The organism is Marinilactibacillus piezotolerans (assembly GCF_900169305.1).
GTDB classification, from domain to species: Bacteria; Bacillota; Bacilli; order Lactobacillales; family Carnobacteriaceae_A; genus Marinilactibacillus; species Marinilactibacillus piezotolerans_A.
In genome coordinates, this window is record NZ_FWDP01000003.1 from 385351 (window position 1) to 407955 (window position 22605).

Consider the following 22605-nt stretch of genomic DNA (forward strand, 5'->3'; position numbering starts at 1 on the left):
GGCTGTATGTACTTAATTAAATAAAGTTGAACAAATTGTGTTCTGTTTGACTGTTTATGATTATTTATGATTGATTTTGATTGTATGAGATGGTATATTATAGAATGAGAGGTGAAGTAAGTGCTTACAGACGAACGACATGCTTATATCCTTAGACAAATCAACCAAAAGAATACAGTGACGGTTCAAGAACTCGTCGACACACTCGGTCATTCTGAATCGACCATTCGCAGAGATTTAAGTCAACTGGAGTCTGTTGGGAAGCTGATCCGTATTCATGGCGGAGCGAAGCGGCGTGTGGCCGTAGCGACCGAAGATACAATGGAAGAGAAAACGGTCAAAAACGTTCATGAAAAACAAGCCATTGCAAAAAGAGCAGCAAGTATTATCCAAGAGCATGAAGTGATCTATCTAGATGCAGGAACGACGACGTATGAAATGATTCCTTTTTTTAAAAATAAAGAAATCACAGTCGTAACCAACGGTGTTCCCCATGCCTCTTTGCTGACAGATTTGAAAATCGAGACCATTTTATTAGGCGGCAAGATCAAACAGAATACGAAAGCAATCATTGGAACACTGGCGCAGGAACAGATGAAGAATTATCGGTTCAGCAGAGCTTTCTTAGGGATGAATTCTATCGATAAAGAAGTCGGTTATACAACGCCGGATCTAGAAGAAGCTTCTATGAAGAGAGTCGCCATCATGCAGACAGATGAAGCATACGTGTTAGCTGATGCATCCAAGTTTAATAAGGTGAGTTTTGTCAAAGTAAGTGATATTGAAGATTGTACAATCGTGACAACTCAATTATCGGAAGAAAATCGAGAACTTGTGTCCATGACACGAGTCGTAGAGGAGTGCAGCAAGTGATTTATACAGTAACGTTAAACCCATCGATTGATTATGTTGTGTATATGAAGGATGAGGTTAAGCCAGGCGGTGTCAACCGAATCCAGAAAGATCGTAAGTTTCCGGGTGGCAAAGGGATCAATGTCTCCAGAATTTTAACGCAGTTAGACATTGAAAATAAAGCACTGGGCTTTATCGGCGGCTTCACTGGAAACTTTATTGAAGAAGCTTTAAAACAAGAACAGATCAATACAGGTTTCGTTCAAGTAGAAGAAGACACCCGTATCAATGTAAAAGTAAAGAGCAGCAATGAAACAGAAATCAACGGTCCCGGACCCCATATTTCTGAAGCAAAAGCAAAAGAGCTGCTGGATGGATTTTCTCAACTGACCGATCAGGATGTCGTCATTCTTTCCGGGAGCAAGTCAGCTGGACTGCCGTCTGATTATTATCAGCAAGTCATCCAGACACTAAAACAGACTGGTGCACAATTTGTTTTGGATACAACCGGAAAAGAATTGCAGGACGCATTGGCTTCCGGTCCGTTATTGATCAAACCCAACAATCATGAACTGGAAGAGTTGTTCAATGTAACACTGGAAACTGAAGATGATCTGGTTTTCTATGGTAAAAAGCTGGTAGATGCAGGTGCGCAGAACGTCATTATCTCAATGGCAGAAAAAGGTGCCATGCTGTTTACGGAAAAAGGTGTCTACCATGGGAAAGCACCTAAAGGACAATTGAAAAATTCAGTCGGTGCTGGAGACTCAATGGTCGCCGGATTCACAGGTGTCTTTACAAAAACGAACGATCCGTTAGAAGCATTCAAATATGGGATCGCTTCAGGAAGTGCCACAGCATTTGAAGAAGATTTGGCTACACGAGATAAAATCGAAGCACTGCTTCCGCAAATAGACATTCAAGCAATGGAGGAAAACTAAATGCAAATCAATGACTTATTGAGAAAAGATCTGATGATCTTAGACTTAAAAGCAACAGAAAAAGAAGCTGTAATTGATGAAATGATTGCACGTTTGGCAGAAAAAAATGTCATCTCTGATGCAGCAACTTATAAAGAAGGCATCATGAACCGCGAAGCGCAGACGTCAACTGGATTAGGGGACGGAATCGCAATGCCGCACTCAAAAAACAAAGCGGTACAAGAACCGGCCGTTTTATTTGCAAAATCAGAAGCAGGAGTCGACTATGAATCTTTAGACGGTCAACCAACTCACTTCTTGTTTATGATCGCTGCTCCAGAAGGCGGAAACGACCTTCACTTGCAAGTGCTGGCTTCCCTATCTCGTAAATTGGTTAACCCGGAAGTGCTGGAACACTTAAGACAAGCGGAAACGCCGGAAGATGTTCAAGCTGTCTTCGCTGATGACGAACAAGAAACCAACGAAGTTAAACCTGATACACAAAACGTCTCAGGAAAAGAAAAATTTGTTGTAGCTGTTACAGCTTGCCCGACAGGAATTGCGCACACATACATGGCTGAAGATGCATTGAAACGCAAAGCCAATGAAATGGGTGTAACGATCCGTGTAGAAACAAATGGTTCAGACGGAGCAAAAAATGTACTGACTGAAGACGAGATTCGCCGTGCTGATGGTGTTATCATTGCAGCAAGCAAAAAAGTAGAACTAGCTCGCTTCAACGGGAAACACGTTTTACAACGTCCAGTTGCTGAAGGAATCAACAAATCTGAAGAGCTGATTACTAAAGCAATGAATCAGCAGGCACCCATCTTACATGTAGATGGTGATACAACAAGCAGCGACAATGCTTCTTCTGATGATGAAGGCGGAAGCGTATGGAACACATTGTACAAAGATTTGATGAACGGGATTTCTCACATGCTGCCATTTGTTGTTGGTGGCGGGATTCTTCTAGCCATTTCTTTTGCGCTCGAACCTTTTGTAGGAAACGAGAGTGTCTTCTTTACATCATTCAACAGTATCGGTAGCGCAGCATTCCAGTTCCTAATTCCAATTTTAGCTGGTTATATTGCCTACAGTATTGCAGATCGTCCCGGTTTGCTACCTGGTATGGCTGCCGGATATATGGCTGTCCAAAGCAATGCGGGATTCTTAGGAGGATTAATTGGCGGGTTCCTTGCCGGTTATGCGATGAACTTCGTTAAAAAAGGACTGAAAGGTGTACCTCAATCATTCGCTGGACTTAAAACCATTCTTCTATATCCTGTTGTAGGCCTACTGGTTGCAGGAATGATCATGATTTTGATTATGCCGATCTTTACAACGATCAATAATGCTATGATCAGCTTCTTGAACAACTTAGGTACAGGTAATGCTGTATTATTAGGAGCTGTTTTAGGTGGTATGATGGCGATTGATATGGGTGGACCTTTCAACAAAGCGGCTTATGCATTCTCAATCGGTATCTTTACTGATACTGGCGACGGCAGCTTGATGGCAGCTGTTATGATGGGTGGTATGATTCCGCCGCTTGCAATCGGACTGGCAACACTTATATTTAGAAACAAATTTACTGAAACAGAAAAAAGCTCTGGACTATCTAACTTTATCTTAGGACTTTCTTTTATTACTGAAGGTGCCATCCCATTTGCGGCAGCAGATCCACTTCGTGTTATTGGATCATCTGTAATTGGAGCGGCAATCGGTGGTGGATTGAGCCAATTATGGGCTACTACAGTTCCAGCACCCCACGGTGGAGCAATCGTTGCCTTACTATTAGGTGATAATCCATTCATGTTCTTCCTAGCTTTAATTATTGGTACTGCAGTTTCAACAGTGATTCTAGGACTGTGGAAACCAAAAGTACAAGATGAAACAAAACACGTTACTTCTAGCGATGTAGCATAATCGTTTAATATCAGCTCGTCTTTCTATAATGGAAAGGCGAGTTTTTTTATGCCTTGACTTTTCCCTTCAATCTAGTAACGTAATCTTAAATGAAAGAAAACAATCTATCACAACTTTTTAACTAACAAGGAGCATGATGATGAAAGATTATATAACAGCTGCAATAAAACAAGAAAGTTTAGCAGCCTTAAAAAGACTTGTAGATATCCCCTCGGTCAATCAAGAAAAAGAAGGAACGGTATACCCGCCTTTTGGAGAAGAAATCGATCAGGTTTTAAAAGAAGCATTGAAATTGTGCGAAGAACTGGGAATGACCACTTATTATGACCCGGAAGGCTACTATGGCTATGCAGATTATGGTAATGGAAAAGAGATGGTGGGTGTCCTTTGCCACCTGGATGTTGTACCAGAAGGGGATCAGTCTAAATGGCATACAGATCCATTCTCTGCAACGGAAAAAGACGGTGTGATTTACGGTCGCGGGACACAAGATGATAAAGGACCGACGATCGCTGCTTTGTACGCTTTTAAAGCATTAGTAGATGCGGGAGAAACGTTTGACCATACTGTTCGTTTTGTATTTGGAACGGATGAAGAAAGCTTGTGGCGCTGTATGGATCGCTACACAGCGCAAGAGCGTTTGCCGGATAGAGGATTTGTTCCAGATGGGGCATTCCCACTGACGTATGCTGAAAAAGGCCTTTTGCAGCTGAAGCTGGTCGGACCGGGTTCTGATGAGCTGAAAATAGATTGTCCGGGCGCACCGAATGTAGTCCCAGCTACAGCAGTATATCAAGGTGGAAAAGTTGCTGCGATAGCAGAAGCATTGGATGCTGCAGATACTGAATATGCTCTCAGCGGACAGACGCTGACGGTTTACGGAAAAGCAGTCCATGCCAGTACAGCATATTTAGGGAAAAATGCTATTACAGCTTTAGCGGGTGGATTGGCTGCGGTATATGATCATCCTGCGCTTTCATTTTTAACGGAAAAAGTCGGTAAAGAAACAAATGGAAGCAGCTTGTTTGGGAAAGTCAAAGATGAGATTACAGGAGAATTGACCTTTAATGCGGCTGCTTTAAAAATCGATGCTCAACAGTCAGAAATCATGATTGATATGCGAATCCCTGTCTCTTATACTCAAGAAGAACTGGCAGAACAGCTGCAAACAACAGCTGCAGCTTATCAATTAGAGTATCAGCAGTATGATGCGCTGCCGTCTTTGCATGTTCCAAAAGACAGTGAATTGGTGAAAACATTGATGTCTATTTATAGAGAAAAGACAGGAGACCATCAAGAACCCATGACATCAGGTGGTGCAACATATGCACGCTCCATGCCGAATATGGTTGCGTTCGGAGCACACTTTCCGGGAAGTCCAAGCCTGGCTCACCAGGAAAATGAAGGAATCAAACTGGAAGAGTTTTACCGAGCAATGGATATCTATGCAGAGACACTTTATCAGCTGTGCTGCCAAGCAGGAGAGTAGAAAAATCAGCGACACAAAAGTTGCGTATACGGTCAGCAAAAAGAGGCTGCTTCTACAAAAACTATACAATTTGATGTATAATAAACGAACGTGTACAGATTCAAATTAGATGAAAAATCAATCATACGAGAGTTGTACGCACTTCGATTAAATAAACGACTCAATCAACATTTACAAGGAAGAGATGGGAAGATACATGACAGTCCAAAATAAAGCCGTCGTATTAGGCGCAAATTACTATATCGGATTAAGTATTATCCGTTGTCTCGGCCGTACCGGAGTTCCCGTTGTTGCCGTAGAATACCAGAAAGAGGGCGCCTATGGTCTGCACTCAAAATACTTATCAGAGCAGCTGATCGGTCCGAATTATAAAAAAGAACCAGAAGCATTAAAAGATTTCTTGATTGAATATGCTAAAAAACAAGAAGCCAAACCTGTACTGTATCCCACAGCGGATCCTTATGTAGAATTTATCGATGCTTACTTGGATGAATTAAGTGAGTACTTCTTGATTACACAAAAAGAAAAAGGATTATGGACACGTCTGATTGATAAGGATGATTTATATGTGCTGGCAGAACAGCATGGCGTCAGAGTGCCGAAAACCATTCAGACAACACGACAAAACCTGATTGAAACGGTTGAATCAGAATTGGGCTATCCCTGTTTAGTAAAACCGGCTGATTCTACTAAATTTGTTGCGAAATTCCGCAGAAAACTATTCAAAGCCCAGAACCGCCAAGAACTGGAGGAAAGCTTGAAAAAAGCAAAAGATGCTGACATTGAGGTTGTTGTACAGCAGCTAGTTCAAGGGTTCGATGACCACATGTATACATTCGATGCTTATTTGAATCAGGAATCTAAAGTCACCCATTGGATGACCGCTCAGAAGCATCGTCAGTATCCCATTCATTTTGGGGCATCTGTCTACACTATGCAGCGTTATGTTCCGGAATTGCATGCTATCGGAGCACCGTTCCTGGAAAAAATCGGATATAAAGGCTTTGCGGAGATCGAGTTCAAAAAAGATGCTCAGACGGGTGAATATTACCTGATCGAAATCAATGTTCGAACAACAAACTTCAATCAGATGATTGCGGATGTAGGATTAAATATGCCGCTGATTGCTTATAAAGAACTAACTGGACAGCCGATCGGTTCCAGAGTGATCAAAGAAGACACCGGACAAGTCTTCCACTATATGTATGAAGATCTGCATGCTTCCAGAGCTTATGTGAAAGCCGGGGATCTGACCTGGGGACAAATCCTCAAGTCCTATAAAGCAAGCAAGACTGGTGCTGTATGGGCAGCAGACGATCCAAAGCCGGGCATACAGTTTATCGGAAAATTCATGAAACGAATGGCCGGCAGAGTCACAGGCAGAAATCGTTAAATTAAAAAAGGAGAATCGACAGATGATTCAATTATCTACCTTACTGGATGCAATCGAGGTAAAAGAGTCTAAAAACCATCAGGATCAGAAGATTTCTGAAGTAGCCTATCATTCGGAGGCAGTAAAAAAAGACACATTGTTTGTCTGTATTAGAGGGTATAAAACAGATGGACATCAATTCGCACCACAAGCCGTTGAAAGTGGAGCTTCAGCATTGATTGTCGAAGAATTCCTTCCTGAGCTGAGCGTCGCACAGTATGTAGTTGAAGATACTCGACAAGCGCTAGCAGCTTTGGGAGATCAATACTATGGCCACCCTTCGAAAGAGTTGAATGTCATCGGCATTACAGCAACGAACGGAAAAACCTCTACTTCCTTTATGACAAATGCGATTTTAGAAGAGAATCAATGGAGAACCGGCTTGATGGGAACCGTTATGGTCAAGTTTGGAGACACCTTAATTCCGAGTGTGTTAACGACACCGGAATCGCTGGATTTACATGCTTATTTTGCACAGATGCGTGATCAGCAAATCTCTCATGTCACAATGGAAGTTTCTTCTTCTGCACTAGATTTAAAAAGAGTCGGCAATGTGGATTTCAATATCGTTGCACTGAATAACATCAGTCGTGAGCATATTGATTTGCATGGTTCGTTTGAAGAGTATTATAACGCGAAAGCTAGCCTGATCAGAGAAGCAACCGAGGACGAGTTCGCGGTATTGAATCTGGATGATGAGTATTCGGCTTCACTTGTCAATGAAACGAAAGCTGCAACTGTAACTTACGGTATCGATAGTGAAGAAGGGCATTTACACTGTACGGATATTGACTTATCTACTGGCCGAGGCAACTTTACGGTAGAAATCAAACGTCCAATCAAAACCGTGGAGGGACAGACGATTGAACCGACATCATTTGATGTATCTCTATCCGTTGCGGGATACCATTCTGTCTACAATGCGATGACAGCCATAGCGATAGGTTTGATCAGCGGTGTTTCAATCTCAACAATTCAGACAGGAATCAAAAACTTCAAAGGTGTAGAAAGACGTTTCCAGTTTATCTATGAAGATGACTTTAAAATTGTCGACGATCACTTTGCAAATGCCGGAAATATTGATGTTACTCTCGAAACGCTGACAAAAATGGATTACAATAACCTGCACTTAGTATATGCCATTCGCGGAAGCCGCGGGGTAACGACCAATCTGGAAAATGCTGAAGCTCTGGCGAAGTGGATTCCGGAACTAGGGCTGAAAAAGGTCATTGTTTCATTGAGTGAATCCCATGTAACGGAAAAAGATATCGTTACACCGGAAGAGCTGGATGCGTTCAACAAGACAATGGAAAAAGCCGGCGTGGAAGTAGAACTGCACCATGAAATGCCAGATGCGCTGCAGTCCAGTTTGAATCAAGCGGAAGAAAACGATGTGATCGTCATTGGTGGTGCGCAGGGTATGGACTTTGGAGCAAAGTATATCTTGAATCAATTAGTGGAAATGAAACCGGAATTAGATGCTAAAGAAGTGTTAGCACCACTAGAAGAACGCGTAGCCGGCATTGACGAGTCTTTCTTAAATAAGGATGATGCAAAGTGAGTGATCATGAAAAAGTCATCGGTGTAGTAGGCGGTATGGGACCGGAAGCGACAGCTAGCTTTTTCAGCAAGCTGATCCATACAACCAAAGTACAAAAAGATCAAGATCATTTCAGAATCTTCATTGATAATAATCCTAAAATTCCTGATAGAACCAAAGCGATTTTAGGAGAAGGAGAGAGTCCTCTGCCGGCACTGATCCAGACAGCTAAAAATGTGGAACAAGCAGGGGCCGACGTAATTGCAGTTCCATGCATTACGTCCAATTATTTTTTAGAAGACGTACAAAAAGAACTCTCTATCCCGATTGCTGATGTTTTTGAAGCAGTAGATGCTCACTTGAAGCAGCTTGAGGGCAGTGTTCGTAAAGTGGGTGTGTTATGCACGACAGGTACGCGCAAAATGGAATTGTTTCAGCGAAAATTAACAGACTTTGAGATTCAGTATCCCAGCGATATCACTCAAAAAAATAAAGTGATGGAAGCAATTTACGGTGCAGAAGGTATCAAGCAAGGGAATACCGGTCTTATTCCTAAGCAATTGCTGCAAGAAGCTGCAGATGAACTGATTGCTGCTGGAGTAGAGGTCATTATTTCTGGATGTACAGAGATTGAGCTGGCTTTGAAACAAGAAGATGTGTCAGTCCCGCTGATTGATCCGATGCAAGTATTAGCAGAAAGTCTAACAAAAACAACATAAAAAGTGTAATACAATTACAGTGAACCAAAAAGTTGCAGGACAATTAAATCCTGCAGCTTTTTTATTCGGAAAAGTGAAAAACGATCTAAACATTTCAATTTCATCACAAAAAAGCATAGGGCATAGATTGAGATGATAAACCGTAGTATGATGAGAGAGTTAGAAAGCAAAATGAATAAAAGGAAAATTTACTAAGCTTTTTATGAATAAATATAATACTTTAAATCCAATTCCTTTATAAAAAACTGTTCAGTAGAGGTGCCTATCTTGAAAAATATTAGACAACTAGATTTATCGAACAATGGAATCAACGCTAATGTACTTAAAATTGTTGCAGTAGCAGCAATGTTTTTCGATCATGCTACAAATGTTTTCGTCCCGGATGGTACCCCTATGAGATGGGGCATTCATCTTTTTGGACGATTAGCTGCACCGCTGATTTGTTATTTGATTGCAGAAGGTCATCACTATACATCTAATAAAAAGGCTTATACGATACGCTTATTTTTATTTGCACTGATTTCTCACTTTCCTTATGTTATTTATTTCGATCTAAGTTTATGGAAGGCAACTAGTGTAATGTGGTCTCTCATGTTAGGACTGATTGCATTAACGGCAGCTAAGCATCAAACCATGAATGTTTTTCAGAAATCACTTGTGATACTGCTCTGTTGCTTAGCCGCGTATCCGGCCAATTGGCATTACCTGGCTGTATTGTGGATTGTAGGATTTGGTGTTTTCAGGGAACAGTTTACCAAAAAAATGCTTTTTTATGTTGCCGTTGGAGGTCTGCTCTATGTGCTTCCAGGATTGCTGCAATATGGACCATTTGTTACGTACCGATTCGGATTTTTATTGGCCATACCCTTCTTTTACTACTACAATCGTCAACCGGGGAAAAGAAGCTGGTTCTCTAAATGGGCATTTTACTGGTTCTATCCGTTGCATTTAACCTTTTTTATCCTACTAAGCTGGCTTATTATGTGATAAAATAAAGTTTAAGTGAAAAATAACGAACGTCACTTAAATAAAAAGATAAAGGAGCTATCGAGTTGAGAGATAAAAGACCAGCCATTATTGCAGTACTCAGTATTATTCTGATCGGTTTGATCATTTATATTATTCAAGACCTGCAGACTGACTCTCCCGATGGCACTGCAGAAGCGCCAACAGAACAGCCGACACAAACAGATCAACCTTCAGAAGAGACTTCTGAAGAACCAGAAGAACCTGTAAATATAAAAGAACCCGTTCCACCTGAATTTCCGATTTGGTATGAAGAAGGACCTTTCGAGTTGCCGCTTATCGGTGCAGGGGGGTATACGTCGGTGGAGCAAAAACTTTTTGCTGAACCGGATACTCAAGCAGATGTACTTGTAACGCTGAAAGCTGGAGCACCTTTTGTAATTGAGCAAGAAATTGGTGAATGGTGGAGAGTGAAAGGAGACTCAGGGACAGACGGATGGATTCAACATAAAACAGCTATGATAAACTTGCCGGATGTCATTCCTTCTATTATCTATGATCATACAAACAGCTACAATGCTCAATTTCGATCCTCTTTTGTAGATATCCCAGAACTGACAGGAGAATCACTGTACGATATGAGAGCTTACAGTGACCGATTAGGTGAAGATAGCTATATCATGCCTATCTTGTATCAGACTGCTAAAAAAGTACAGGCTGCTCAACAGATTGCCTTGCAGAATGGAGAAGCGCTTAAGGTTTACGAAACTTTTCGCCCTCGAGATATTCAGCTTCTAGTAAATGAAGCGTTAAGTAAGCTGGCGAAGAACAACTCTGTAGTCAAAACGGGAATTACAGAAAAACCTTGGAGTTTGACTTGGTTTATTAATACGAGTGTTTCTAATCATCAAAAAGGGTTAGCGATTGATTTAACCTTAGTAAAAATTGAAGAACTGACAGAAAGAATCGTTGGCGATTACCATGTGCCTAAAATATTAGAATACACTGAATATGAAATGCAGACGCCTTTTCATGAATTGAGTACGAACTCGGCAATGTTTACTAAACCGATTGCGTCCAGTGACCAGGAAGGCTGGAAAAACATGACGCTCAATAGTGCAGTAACAGAACCTGCGTTAAGACTGCAAGGATATATGACAGCCGCTGGGTTCACGCCTCTTGCTTCCGAGTGGTGGCATTTTAATGATGTTGATGCGCTGAATCAGTTGAAAGAAACAGCAGGAACCGGAGAATACCGAATAACTGAGTTGATCAATCGACCGCCTAGGTGGGAAGAGCTTCAGGAGTTCATGACAAATTAGAATGATCAAGCCAAAAACAGAGCAAAAAGCTGCTCAAGTTTTTGGCTTTTTTTGATATCAGGAATAGAGACTTGACTAATATTGTTTACAGATGTAAACTAAATGTAGTAGGAAAGATTACACACGTAGTCAAAAGGAGGACGTATATGCAAGAGAGTCAGATTACTTCTTCTGAATGGGAAGTGATGCGCGTAGTTTGGGCCAATCAGCCGACTACAAGTAAATATATCAGTGAAATACTAACGCAAAAAATGGATTGGAAGCCTGCAACAACCAAAACACTAATTGGGCGCCTGGTAAAGAAAAACAAGCTGAACACGCTTGAAGAAGGCAGAAAATACCTCTATTCAGCAAATGTTTCTGAACAAGAAAGTATACAAGAAAATAGTAAAGAAGTATTGCAACAGGTTTGTACTAAAAAAAGAGGAGCAGTTCTCTATCAAATGATTGAAGACACGACATTGAGTATAGAAGACATTGAGCGACTGGAAGAACTGCTGCAGACTAAAAAAAAGACGGCGCCAAAAGTAGTAGCTTGTCAGTGTGTACCGGGACAATGTAATTGTCAGCAAGAATGCCATTGATGAATGATTACTCTAAAGTAAATTTGAGGGAGAGATTAAAGTGGAACAAGTGATGACGGTGAACGGTATGAAGTGTGAAGGATGCGCTAATACAGTCAAAGATAAACTATCTGCAATAGAAACAGTAGCATCAGTAAAAATAGATTTAGAAAACAAAACTGCGACTGTTGAAAGTGCAAGAGGAATTAGCGAAGAAACAGCTGATAGCAGCCTGAAAGATACTCATTATTCTATTGAAAAACGTCAATAGATGGTCATATATCTATCAAAAAAGCCGACGACCTTTTAGGTTGTCGGCTTTTTGACGAATCTTTTGTTAGTAAAAACAGTATTATTCTGCTCCTACGCCTTCAGTCCACTCAGCAACTTTTTCTGGATTTTCATCAACCCAAGTACGAGCAGCGTCTTCAGGATCTGTTCCTTCTTGAATATCAAGCATAACTGATTCCATGTCTTCCGTAGACCATTGGAAGTTATCTAAGATTTGGTATGCTTCAGGCATATCTTCAGCTAATCCTTCACGAGCAAACGTATCAATTGTTTCAGCTTCGCCGAAAGAACCTTCAGGATCTTCTAAATATTTAAGATCATAAGTTTGGAACATCCAGTGTGGAGACCATCCAGTAATCACAATATCTTCTTCGTTCTGTATTGCTGTGTTTAATTGAGTAGTCATCGCACCAGATGAAGAAGTCTGAACAGACCAGTCTGAAAGATTCTCGTAGTCTTCAAGTGCTTGTTCAGCCGCTCCGACAACTCCAGCTCCAGCTTCGATACCTGTAATAGATTGACCGGCTTCGTCACTTAAGTCTGCAATAGAGTCTACATCCATATATGAAGGAACTACTAATCCGATTTTAGCTCCTTCAAGGTTTGTGCCTAAGTGATCCAATTGATCTCCGTATTGTTCAAACTGTTCGCCGTGTGTACCAGGCAGCCATCCAGCAACCATAGCATCAGCTTCACCGCTTGCCACAGATTCCCACATGATAGCATTATCTAATTGAGTTGTTTCTGCATCATAACCATAGTCACTTAGAACAGTAGCAATAACGTTTGTAGAAGCAATTTCAGTATCCCAGGCAACGTAAGCTAGATTGACTTCTCCAGATACGCCGTTATCTTCGCCTGAATCTGCAGAATCAGAATCATTTCCGCAAGCTCCTAAAAGTAATACTGAAGCTGAAGCAGCAGTTAATCCAAATTTTTTCCATGTCATTGTCAAAATAAATCTCTCCTCGAAAGTATTATTTATTCTTTTTTAAAACAAGTATTGAATATTGGTAAGACATTTCAATTACTCCATGTCTTATAGTTATCTTTTATTGAACCCTTGCATAATTCTGTCTAGAATAATCGCTAGTACTACAAGTGATAGACCTGAAACGAATCCTGGTCCTACTTGTGCACGCTGCAAGGCACTGATAACTTCTTCACCAAGACCAGGTGCACCGATCATTGATGCGATAACTACCATTGATAGTGCAAGCAATACTGTCTGGTTGATACCAGCCATCATAGTTGCTTTAGCTAATGGCAATTCTACTTTGAATAATTTTTGTGATCCAGTACTACCGAATGAATCCGCAGCTTCGACCATTTCTTCAGACACTTGGCGAATCCCTAAGTTCGTAAAACGAACAGTAGGCGGTAATGCGAAGATAACAGCTGAGAATACCCCTGGAACCATACCGATTCCAAAGAAAGCTACAGCGGGAATCAAGTAAACAAAAGCCGGCATAGTCTGCATGAAGTCCAATATAGGGCTTAAGATAGTATTAGCTATCTTGCTTTTAGCCATTAATATTCCGGCAGGCACTCCAATGATGATGGATACCAGACTGGCTACGATAACCAGCGTGAAGGTATACATTAAGGATTCCCAAAGTCCTTGGTTTTGAATATATAGTAATCCAACAAGTGTAAAAATGGGTAATCCAAATTTCTTTTTCGCTGCAAAGAATGCCAATGCAACCATGATAATGATGAATACGAAATCTGGAATCAATAATAACAGATCCGTCATTGTATCCATTAACCAATCGCCGGCATCTTGAATGGCACCAAATAACCATGCAAGATTATTTGTCAACCAATCGACAGTAGCTGAAATCCATTCTGATACGGGGACACGAGGGATTACATCTAAAAAACTATTCTCCATTAGTTGCTTCCTCCTCTTCTTCTTTCGCTAATGCACCGATGACTAATCCACGAACAACGATACCTAGCAGTCGGTCATTTTCATTCACTACAGCTACTGGTGTTGTTGCTTCATGAATAATACCATACAGTTCATTGATCAGAGTATGTCTGTCAACTTTTGGAATATCCGTACGAATAATAGACTCTAATGAAGTAACGTTTTCTTTAACTAGTCTTGCAGCATCATCAGCTACTACATAACCCAATAGTTTTTGATTTTCTCCAACAACCAGTAAGCTTGAAAGACTTTCTGTTCTCATACGGTTCAATGCAACTCTTGGTCCGCTTTGTCCTAAACGAACGGTTTGCGGGCGAACCATAATGTTTTCAGCAGTCAAGACTTTAGAACGGTCGACGTCTTCTACGAAACGCTCAACATAATCGTTAGCTGGATTAGTCAAGATTTCTTCACCAGTTCCGACTTGAACAACTTCTCCATCTTTCATAATTGCGATACGGTCACCAATTCTTAGCGACTCGTTCAGATCATGGGTAATGAAGATGATGGTTTTGCGCATCGTTTCCTGCATATCCAGCAGTTCGTCTTGCATATCACGACGAATCAGCGGGTCTAATGCTGAAAATGCCTCATCCATCAATAGTATTTCTGGATCATTTGCTAACGCACGAGCCAGCCCGACACGTTGCTGCATCCCACCAGATAACTGGCTTGGAAGCTGATCTTTATAAGGAAGAAGTCCAGCGTTATCTAAGGCCTTTTCTGCTTTTTTCTGACGCTCTTCTTTATCAACGCCTTGCACTTCTAGCCCATATTCAGTGTTTTCTAGAATTGTACGGTGCGGGAATAACCCAAAATTCTGGAAAACCATAGAGACTTTCTCACGTCTCACCTTACGTAATTCTTCCTTTTCCATTTTGGAGATGTTGTCACCATCAATCAAAACGTTTCCTTCTGATGGTTCGATCAAGCGATTCAACATACGAACCAAAGTAGACTTTCCACTTCCCGAAAGTCCCATAATAACGAATATTTCGCCTTCTTGAATTTCGAAACTTGCTTGGTTTACCCCAACAGTTGCTCCGGTTTTTTGTAGAATCTCAGCCTTTCCCTTGCCTTGGTGCAGCAGTTCAAGAGCTTGCTGTTCTTTTTTACCGAAGATCTTAACTAAATTTTGTACTTCTACTTTTGTACCCAAGAAATCATTACCTCCTCAAAAATAATGTTTTATTTTTTTTAGTGAAAAAAGTTATTCACCTATTCCTTAAAACAAAAGGGTTTGTTTACATAACTTCTGTCTAAGTGCGGCATTTTGCACAATCATAATCGTAACAAACCAAATACGCACTGTAAAACAAATTGCTTAGCTTTCACAATCGAGTTGCCGATGTTACCGTTTTAAAACATTGATTTGAAGCTTTTCTAATAATATGATTAGAATTTGATGTGTCATAGGTTTTGTGTAACCTTATTGTAACTCAATCTATTGTTTAACGCACTTAATATATCTCTGATAAAAATGATAGCTAGGCTTTTTTTGAACATACTAACATTCCAAAATGGCTTTATTTAATAAGCATTTGGTTGGAGTTCAATAAAAATATAAGAAATTCTAATACGTTAGGTATACTTTGAATCTCTTCATTAGTAAGAGTATGAATGTTAAAAATATTACATCGTTATTATTAGTTATGATTATGAGAATTGTTTAGGCTGTTTTTCGCAAAAAATGAAGGAAGTATTTTACCATTTTAAGCGATTGACAAAGGAGGTGGAGTCGTCGACAATAAAGAAAACGTTAAATGAAAGGCGGAAGAGCATGAATGAACAACTATATTCAATTAGAAACCACCAATTAGGCGATATGGGATGGATTACTTACCGTCATGCAATGACAGTAGCCAGTACATACGGATGGGGAGAAGCATTCGAGGCTGTCGTAGGAGAAATCACATCACAATTTATCAAAACCTATGACCCGGAAAAAGAGCGGTGCTTTATAGCGGAAAAAGACGGGCAGATGATCGGTTGTGTCTTTGTCGTAAATGCAGGAAACCAGACAGCGAAGCTTAGACTGCTTTTTGTTGAACCAAACGCACGCGGAATGGGACTGGCGACAAGGCTGGTAGAAGAAGTCATACAATTTTCTAGAACAGCCGGTTACGACAGTGTTCAATTATGGACGATGAAACAGTTAGATACGGCTAGGCATATTTACAAAAAAGTAGGTTTCCGGGTTACGCATGAAGAAGAGAATCAGGAATTTGGGGAAAACCTGATTTCAGAAACCTGGACTTTGAAATTAACTTATAATGAAGAAACTGGAAAAAATCATTAAGAAAGAAGCGTGCTTAAAATGGGGAAACGGTGCGAATGGGTAACTGAAGATCCTTTGTATATAGCCTATCATGACAAGGAATGGGGTCAGCCGTTATATGATGATCAGCGACTGTTCGAGCTTTTATGCTTAGAAGGGGCTCAGGCTGGATTAAGCTGGTGGACCATACTGCAGAGAAGAGAAAGCTACCGTGAAGCGTTTGACGGGTTTGATCCTTATCAGATCGCTGACTATGATGAAAAGAAAATTGCTGAATTGCTGCAGAATGAAAATATTATACGAAACCGTCTAAAGATCCGTAGTGTTGTTACCAATGCCAAAGCTTATATAAAAATCGTTGAGGGTGGACAGTCTTTTTCTGAATATATCTGGCAGTTTGTGGGCGGAAAACCAGTGATCAATTACTGGGAACACCAAGCAGAGGTGCCTGCAGTGACTGAGATCAGTACGCAGATGAGCAAACAATTGAAAAAAGATGGGTTCAAGTTTGTCGGTCCTACGATTTGCTATGCTTATATGCAAGCAGCGGGCATGGTGAATGATCATCTGGTTTCATGCATGTACCGTCAAGCGGCAGACTGATCAAGGATGTTGATAAAAATCTAATGCGCAACGCTTACCGAAAAAAGGTAGGCGTTTTTTAATATCAAGGTAACACATTTTTACTGTCGTTCGTTATTAAGGGTGTAAGGCGTGATCACAACTTACCAAAATAGTAAACGAAAACAAAACAGGAGGAATGTTCTATGCAAAAAGAATGGGCAGAAAGCAGAGTGGAAGTATATTTTGAGGATGTGGCGAATGAGCGACTTGTACGACGCAGCTTCAACGGAGCGCTTCATTCACCGACAAATGAACAAATTACAGCTTTTACACAAGCGATTGATACGGTCAGTGAATTGCCGGTATCAGAAACTGTGCTGGTAGAAGAATACCGTTACTCACTGTAATCAGGTGTGTCAAAAATTAAGCAGCTTTACCAAAAAACAATGATCACATTTTAATAGGAGGAATGAATATGTCAACAAAATTAGAATTACGTTTTAAAACAGGAGAAGGAAAAAGCAAAACCATTGGTATAAATCAACCAGTCTTAGATATTGATCAGGAGACGGTAGAAGCAGCTATGCAGAAAATCATCGACCAGAATCTCTTTGAAAAAGAGGGCGTTAACTTGTTTGCTTCTGTCAGAGGTGCACGTTACGTTACAAGAACAGTAGCCGATGTTTTTGAAACAGAATAAGAAATAAAAATGAAGAAGTGCCTGTATATGGGCGCTTCTTTTTTTGCAGTGATTTGGTATAATAAGAGCTATTAAGAAAGCCGAAGGAGAAGGTCAATTTGAAAAAATTACTGTTAGCGGCAGTAAAGGGCTACCAGAGAATGATTTCTCCTTTATTCCCGCCAACATGCAGATATTATCCATCTTGTTCCAATTACACGGTGCAGGCGATAGAAATGCACGGTGCTTTTAAAGGAAGTTTGATGGCGGTCGCTAGGATTATTCGCTGCAACCCATTTGTTGAGGGTGGGGTGGATAAAGTCCCGGAACAGTTTATGCTGAAGCGCAACCCAAAGACGAAAGATCATATATATTTAGGAAATGGTATAACAATGACAGATGATGGTCCCGAAGAGAGGCAGGAAAGTATTGAAGCCATGCTGGACCAATATGAAGGGCAACTGGTTATCCGTGAAGAAGAGCAAGACGCCGTATCGTTTTTGAACAGGTGGCTGACGGTGGAAGAATTCAGTGTGGCTCAGCTGCCCGATGCTTATTTGAAAGATATTAAAGCTGCTTTGTTGAAAGAAGGCTTTTATCATTCGAAAGCAGAACTGGAAGAAAATCTTTCTCTTCATTTTTTCAAGATCAGTAAAACAGCTGAAAGCCAGTCTTACTATCGACATGTGCATCCAAGCCCCATTCGCTCAGAATTTCAGAATGGTAAGGAGATATTTTGTCTTTTAGATGAAGAAATCGGTGTGCTGGACTCTAATAGTCCCGGTCTGCAGGAAGCTTTTACTTTAAAAAGGGGTATAACTCAAAAAGATATAGAGCATAAAACAGTCCGACTGTTTGAATATTTACTTGCTTTGAATGGGCAATATTATCATCAGGATCATGCATAAAATTTATGATTTAAAAGAATAAAAGAATAAAAGAATAAAAGAATAAAAAGACAAAAAGCAGAGGTGACAGAATGAAAGTGTTGGATCAACCGATCCAATCGGTCGAAGCGTATAGAACACCTGAATTCAAGTGGATAGAATTATTGAAAGCCGTTTTGACATTAGGATTCGCCAAACAAAAAAGAGTATCTGATCCGGCTATGCTCTATGTGTTTGAAGTGGAAACAGCTGAAAAGGTTATTATCTTTTCTGAAGAAATGTCAGGGAGACGAGAAACCGTTGATGAATTGATCATCTCTAAACAGGCATTCCAAACAGCAGTCATGGAACAGCGTACATTAGTGCATAACCGGTATGTGTATCATTTTGATATAGATACAGTCACTTTTCAGTCGTGAGGATTTAAACGGAAAGATAAAGAAGTCGTGTTTGAAGAGTTAGATTTTTAATGTGGGGGATAGCAAATATGAACATAGAAATTAATCCAGAACGTATCGAAGAACTTGCAATCATGTTGACGAGACAAAGAAGTATAACGGAGACAGTGGAAGAACAACTGGTAACTGAAAAAGTAACCCACTTTTTCAAAGACATGAAATATTATAAAGAACATCCAGAAGATTTGATTACTGTACCGGTGCCTAATGATCCTTGGGGACGAAAAAGTGTCATCTCCGTTCTGCGCGGCAAAAAAGCAGCGGAGCATAAAAAAACGGTCATATTGATAGGGCACACGGATACAGTGGGGATTTCAGACTACGGTGATTTGAAAGAACTTGCGCATCTTCCGTATGAACTGACAGCGAAACTGACAGAAAGAAAAGAGCAGTTACCGCTGGACGTCCAAGCGGATATCGAAACGGGTCAATACTTGTTTGGAAGAGGGATTTTCGATATGAAAGCCGGTAATGCGATCATCATGAGTATGATGGAAGAGATCGAGAAAAATCTTGATGAATTTGCCGGCAATATCATTTATTGTGCGGTATGTGATGAAGAAGCGAATTCTGCTGGAATGCGCTCTTGCGTACCGAAACTGGTCGAATTAAGAGAAAAGAATCAGTTTGACTATACTGCGCTGATCAATACAGATTATATGACGTCTGAATACCCAGGTGACCAGTATAAATATGTTTATGTTGGAACCGTCGGAAAACTGATGCCTTCTTTTTATGTAGTCGGCAAAGAAACGCATGTCGGTGAAGCATTCAAAGGGTTAGATCCTAATCAGCTGGTTGCTGAGCTGACCAGACGTATCAACTTAAATACAGATTTATGTGATATCGTTGAAGGTGAAGTAACGTTGCCGCCGATGAGTTTGAAACAGCAAGATTTGAAACCGGAGTATTCAGTGCAAACAGCTAAAACGGCGCATGCCTTCTATAACTTTGCTACTCACTATTCTACACCGGATAAAGTGCTGGAAAAGATGCAGGGAATCGCTATGGAGGCTTTTGAAGCCGTACTTGAAGCTGTCAATGAACAGTATAAAAAGTATAGTGAGTTGAATGGAAGAACCATCGAAACACTCCCTTTTGCAGCGAAAGTGATGACGTATCGAGAGCTGTACGACGCTGTCCGATCAGAGAATGGTCCAGAATTGGATGAACAGCTGGAACTGTTGCGGCAGAGATGGCTGCTGGATGAAACGATCGATGATCGAGACTATGCGTTGAAAGAAGTAGAGTGGCTGCAAATGATGTGGACGAATCAAGCGCCTGTCATCATCACGTATTTTACGCCGCCGTATTATCCGCATATCTATGTAGAAGGGAAATCTCAGCAGGAACAGAAACTCTTGAAGGCGGTAGAAGATGCTGTTAATACAACTGAAACAGACTACCAGCTTGTTTACAAAAAGTTTTTCCCATATATTTCTGACTTAAGCTATGCAGCGGCTCCTAAAGAGATGGATGCTGTTGATGCGCTGAAGCAGAATATGCCGGGCTTCGGCGTAAAGTATTCCTTGCCGCTGGAAGACATGCAGCAATTGCAGTTGCCGGTAGTGGATATTGGTCCTTTCGGTAAAGACTCTCATAAGTTTACTGAACGACTAGAAAAAAACTACAGCTTTAATGTAGCGCCAGTGCTTGTGCAAAAGACCGTAATGAATTTACTAGGGGATTTATAGTACAAGTTAATCAATAGATAAGAAAAGGCTCTTTTTAAGTTAAAAAGAGCCTTTTTGGTGTATTTTTAAGGAAAAGTTTACGTTTAAGAGGGGGTCTGCATGCTAAAATGAAACAGAATAGAATCAGAGGAGGCTAAAAAATGCGCGTATTAATAGCAGATGATGACAAAGAGATTTGTGACCTTCTGGAAATTTATATCAAAAATGAAGGTTTTGAAGTGGAGAAAGCACATAATGGTCAAGAAACGCTGGAAAAATTGTATGATCAGGAGATCGATTGTTTAATTTTGGATGTAATGATGCCGAAGAAAACTGGACTGGAAGTTGTAAAAGAAGTCAGAGAAGAATCACAACTGCCGATTTTAATGCTGAGCGCTAAAACGGCAGATGTCGATAAGATCAGAGGACTAGCTAATGGTGCAGACGATTATGTTGTCAAACCATTCAATCCACTGGAGGTAGTAGCTCGTGTAAAATCGCTGATGCGCAGAAGTGCTTATACGAGCCGAGAAGCAGAAGCTGGCGAGCTGGAAATCGGGCCGCTGATTATTCGTAAAGAGCAGCATCTGGTTGAGACCGTTGATGGAACGATCATCCAACTGACTGCCTTGGAGTTTGGGATTTTATATCTTCTGGCAAGCAATCCTAACCGAGTATTCAGTGCGGATGAGATTTTTGAAAGAGTCTGGAAACAAGAAAGTCTTGTTCCGGCGAAAACGGTTATGGTCCATGTTAGTCATTTAAGAGATAAAATTGAAAAAGCCACTGGCGGAGAGAATGTTGTCAAAACGGTCTGGGGTGTTGGGTACAAGATTGAAGAAAAGCAGAGTTTTGATCAATAAATAGGGCTGTATAAGAAATGGTTAGAGAAACAGAGGACGTGAATAGATGAAACTAACAGTAAGAGAACGGTTCAGGTTGCTGATCGAGGGGTTTATTACAGCGGGAATCATTCTATTATGCTATTTTGCAGCATATGAAATCTTGGGCTGGTTTGTAGAAGGGTTCCCGGGAGTTTTTAATCACATCAGTTTCTTTGAAGACGTCTACTTACAAGAACAGCGTCAAGACTTCTGGGGAATCACGCCTTTTGTGCTGTTCTTGCTGATCGTAGTAGCTCTGGCGGCGATTTACTGGCGTTTAAAGAGACGGTATCGTCAGTATGAATTAAGACATATCATTGATGAATTGCACTATATCGCCCAAGGCAACTACACCCATCAAATTCGCGGGAAGTACAGCGGTGACATTGGAAGAGTTGTGGATAGTATTCACGTTTTAGTCGACTCGACAGTAGAAGCGATGGAAGAGGAGCGACGGATCGAACAGTCAAAAGATGAACTGATCACCAATGTCAGTCACGATATCCGGACTCCCCTGACTTCTATCATAGGATATCTGGGGTTGATCGAGGAAGGGCGATTTCAATCTGCGGATGAAGTGCAAAGATACGTTCATACCGCTTACCAGAAAGCAAAACAGATGAAAGTGCTGGTAGATGACTTGTTTGAATATACAAAAGTAAGACAGACGACTACTCCGCTCCAGAGTGTGTCGTTTGACATGATTCAATTGATCGAACAGCTTGCTATAGATTTCGAACTGGAAGCTCAGCGGAAAGGGATGGAAATCGTCGTTCAGTCTCCGCTTGAGAGGCTGATGATGGTGGCCGATACAGAAAAACTAGTACGCGTGTTCAATAATTTGATTTCTAATGCGCTTAAATACGGTAAGGGCGGAAAGTTGATCAAGATAGAGATAGACAAACTGGATGAACAAGCGGTGATTTCTGTTAAGAATGATGGCGAACAGCTGCCGAAAGAAGCGATGGAACAAATCTTTGAACGCTTCTATCGAGCGGAAACATCTAGATCGCAGGAAACTGCCGGAACAGGACTCGGACTGGCGATCGCACAAAGCATTATTGAACTGCACGGCGGTACAATCACGGCACAGACCAGTAAAGATTGGACTAGTTTTGATATTTTGCTTCCGCTGGAGCAGACGGTCTGAGAAGTATCTTTTGAATAGTGATAGACGACCCATTTCAGTCATTGGAGTGGGTTTTTTCATAGTTGTTTTGCAGCAA

Annotated in this window: 20 protein-coding genes and 2 pseudogenes; 20 read left to right on the forward strand and 2 right to left on the reverse strand. The window is 40.9% G+C overall.

Annotated elements, in window-relative coordinates; translation table 11 throughout:
• The first annotated feature begins 120 nt into the window (after nt 1–120).
• From B6F02_RS03660 to B6F02_RS03710, 11 genes are all read left to right on the forward strand, one after another.
• Complete coding sequence (locus B6F02_RS03660) at nt 121–873, forward strand: DeoR/GlpR family DNA-binding transcription regulator (protein WP_080146045.1); 753 nt, start codon at nt 121–123, stop codon at nt 871–873.
• Complete coding sequence (gene pfkB, locus B6F02_RS03665; RefSeq protein ID WP_080146046.1) at nt 870–1793, forward strand: 1-phosphofructokinase; 924 nt, start codon at nt 870–872, stop codon at nt 1791–1793. Before B6F02_RS03660 ends, pfkB begins: the two co-directional genes overlap by 4 nt.
• Nucleotides 1794–3701, forward strand: a complete 1908-nt coding sequence (locus B6F02_RS03670; protein ID WP_080146047.1) for a PTS fructose transporter subunit IIABC — start codon at nt 1794–1796, stop codon at nt 3699–3701.
• Between the two features lie 139 nt (nt 3702–3840).
• Nucleotides 3841–5190 (forward strand): M20 family metallopeptidase, encoded by a 1350-nt coding sequence (locus B6F02_RS03675; protein WP_080146048.1) that lies wholly within the window; start codon nt 3841–3843, stop codon nt 5188–5190.
• 196 nt (nt 5191–5386) lie between these two features.
• Complete coding sequence (locus tag B6F02_RS03680; protein ID WP_080146049.1) at nt 5387–6583, forward strand: carboxylate--amine ligase; 1197 nt, start codon at nt 5387–5389, stop codon at nt 6581–6583.
• A 22-nt stretch (nt 6584–6605) separates the two neighbouring features.
• Nucleotides 6606–8183 (forward strand): Mur ligase family protein, encoded by a 1578-nt coding sequence (locus tag B6F02_RS03685; protein WP_080146050.1) that lies wholly within the window; start codon nt 6606–6608, stop codon nt 8181–8183.
• The gene (locus B6F02_RS03690; RefSeq protein WP_256864635.1) at nt 8180–8881 is read left to right on the forward strand and encodes an aspartate/glutamate racemase family protein; all 702 of its coding nucleotides are present in this window, start codon (nt 8180–8182) and stop codon (nt 8879–8881) included. Before B6F02_RS03685 ends, B6F02_RS03690 begins: the two co-directional genes overlap by 4 nt.
• Nucleotides 8882–9148: 267 nt before the next feature.
• Entirely contained in the window at nt 9149–9868 is a 720-nt protein-coding gene (locus B6F02_RS03695; RefSeq protein WP_256864636.1) for a TraX family protein, read from the forward strand.
• Between the two features lie 65 nt (nt 9869–9933).
• Nucleotides 9934–11169, forward strand: a complete 1236-nt coding sequence (locus B6F02_RS03700) for an SH3 domain-containing protein (RefSeq protein WP_080146051.1) — start codon at nt 9934–9936, stop codon at nt 11167–11169.
• Nucleotides 11170–11315: 146 nt separating this feature from the next.
• Entirely contained in the window at nt 11316–11753 is a 438-nt protein-coding gene (locus tag B6F02_RS03705) for a CopY/TcrY family copper transport repressor (RefSeq protein ID WP_080146052.1), read from the forward strand.
• A 40-nt stretch (nt 11754–11793) separates the two neighbouring features.
• Nucleotides 11794–12003, forward strand: coding sequence for a heavy-metal-associated domain-containing protein (locus B6F02_RS03710; protein WP_080146053.1), 210 nt, complete (start codon nt 11794–11796; stop codon nt 12001–12003).
• Between the two features lie 81 nt (nt 12004–12084).
• Here the strand turns inward: B6F02_RS03710 and B6F02_RS03715 are convergent.
• Both B6F02_RS03715 and B6F02_RS03720 read right to left on the reverse strand, forming a co-directional pair.
• Nucleotides 12085–13917 (reverse strand): annotated as a pseudogene (locus B6F02_RS03715) (ABC transporter permease/substrate binding protein).
• The gene (locus B6F02_RS03720; protein WP_080146054.1) at nt 13907–15115 is read right to left on the reverse strand and encodes a quaternary amine ABC transporter ATP-binding protein; all 1209 of its coding nucleotides are present in this window, start codon (nt 15113–15115) and stop codon (nt 13907–13909) included. The pseudogene B6F02_RS03715 and the gene B6F02_RS03720 overlap by 11 nt, the downstream one beginning before the upstream one ends.
• Before the next feature lie 621 nt (nt 15116–15736).
• Here B6F02_RS03720 and B6F02_RS03725 point away from each other — a divergent pair.
• The 9 genes and pseudogenes from B6F02_RS03725 to B6F02_RS03765 all read left to right on the forward strand — a co-directional run bounded on the left by B6F02_RS03725 (nt 15737) and on the right by B6F02_RS03765 (nt 22529).
• The gene (locus B6F02_RS03725) at nt 15737–16255 is read left to right on the forward strand and encodes a GNAT family N-acetyltransferase (protein ID WP_179128517.1); all 519 of its coding nucleotides are present in this window, start codon (nt 15737–15739) and stop codon (nt 16253–16255) included.
• A gap of 18 nt (nt 16256–16273) precedes the next feature.
• Nucleotides 16274–16837 carry a DNA-3-methyladenine glycosylase I gene (locus tag B6F02_RS03730; RefSeq protein WP_179128518.1) on the forward strand — a complete coding sequence of 188 codons (564 nt, stop codon included), beginning with the start codon at nt 16274–16276 and terminating at the stop codon, nt 16835–16837.
• Nucleotides 16838–17001: 164 nt separating this feature from the next.
• Nucleotides 17002–17205 carry a DUF1659 domain-containing protein gene (locus tag B6F02_RS03735; protein ID WP_080146057.1) on the forward strand — a complete coding sequence of 68 codons (204 nt, stop codon included), beginning with the start codon at nt 17002–17004 and terminating at the stop codon, nt 17203–17205.
• Between the two features lie 68 nt (nt 17206–17273).
• Nucleotides 17274–17498: a DUF2922 domain-containing protein gene (locus B6F02_RS03740; RefSeq protein WP_256864637.1), complete on the forward strand. Its 225-nt coding sequence runs from the start codon at nt 17274–17276 to the stop codon at nt 17496–17498.
• Between the two features lie 98 nt (nt 17499–17596).
• Nucleotides 17597–17839, forward strand: a pseudogene (yidD, locus tag B6F02_RS11115) (membrane protein insertion efficiency factor YidD); the annotation flags it as partial.
• Nucleotides 17840–18456: 617 nt separating this feature from the next.
• A complete protein-coding gene (locus B6F02_RS03750) occupies nt 18457–18783 on the forward strand; it encodes a hypothetical protein (protein WP_080146060.1) in 327 nt (108 codons plus the stop codon).
• Nucleotides 18784–18851: 68 nt separating this feature from the next.
• Nucleotides 18852–20516 carry a M20/M25/M40 family metallo-hydrolase gene (locus B6F02_RS03755; RefSeq protein ID WP_179128519.1) on the forward strand — a complete coding sequence of 555 codons (1665 nt, stop codon included), beginning with the start codon at nt 18852–18854 and terminating at the stop codon, nt 20514–20516.
• A gap of 140 nt (nt 20517–20656) precedes the next feature.
• The gene (locus tag B6F02_RS03760) at nt 20657–21358 is read left to right on the forward strand and encodes a response regulator transcription factor (RefSeq protein ID WP_080146061.1); all 702 of its coding nucleotides are present in this window, start codon (nt 20657–20659) and stop codon (nt 21356–21358) included.
• A 46-nt stretch (nt 21359–21404) separates the two neighbouring features.
• The gene (locus B6F02_RS03765; RefSeq protein WP_080146062.1) at nt 21405–22529 is read left to right on the forward strand and encodes a sensor histidine kinase; all 1125 of its coding nucleotides are present in this window, start codon (nt 21405–21407) and stop codon (nt 22527–22529) included.
• Nucleotides 22530–22605 lie beyond the last annotated feature (76 nt).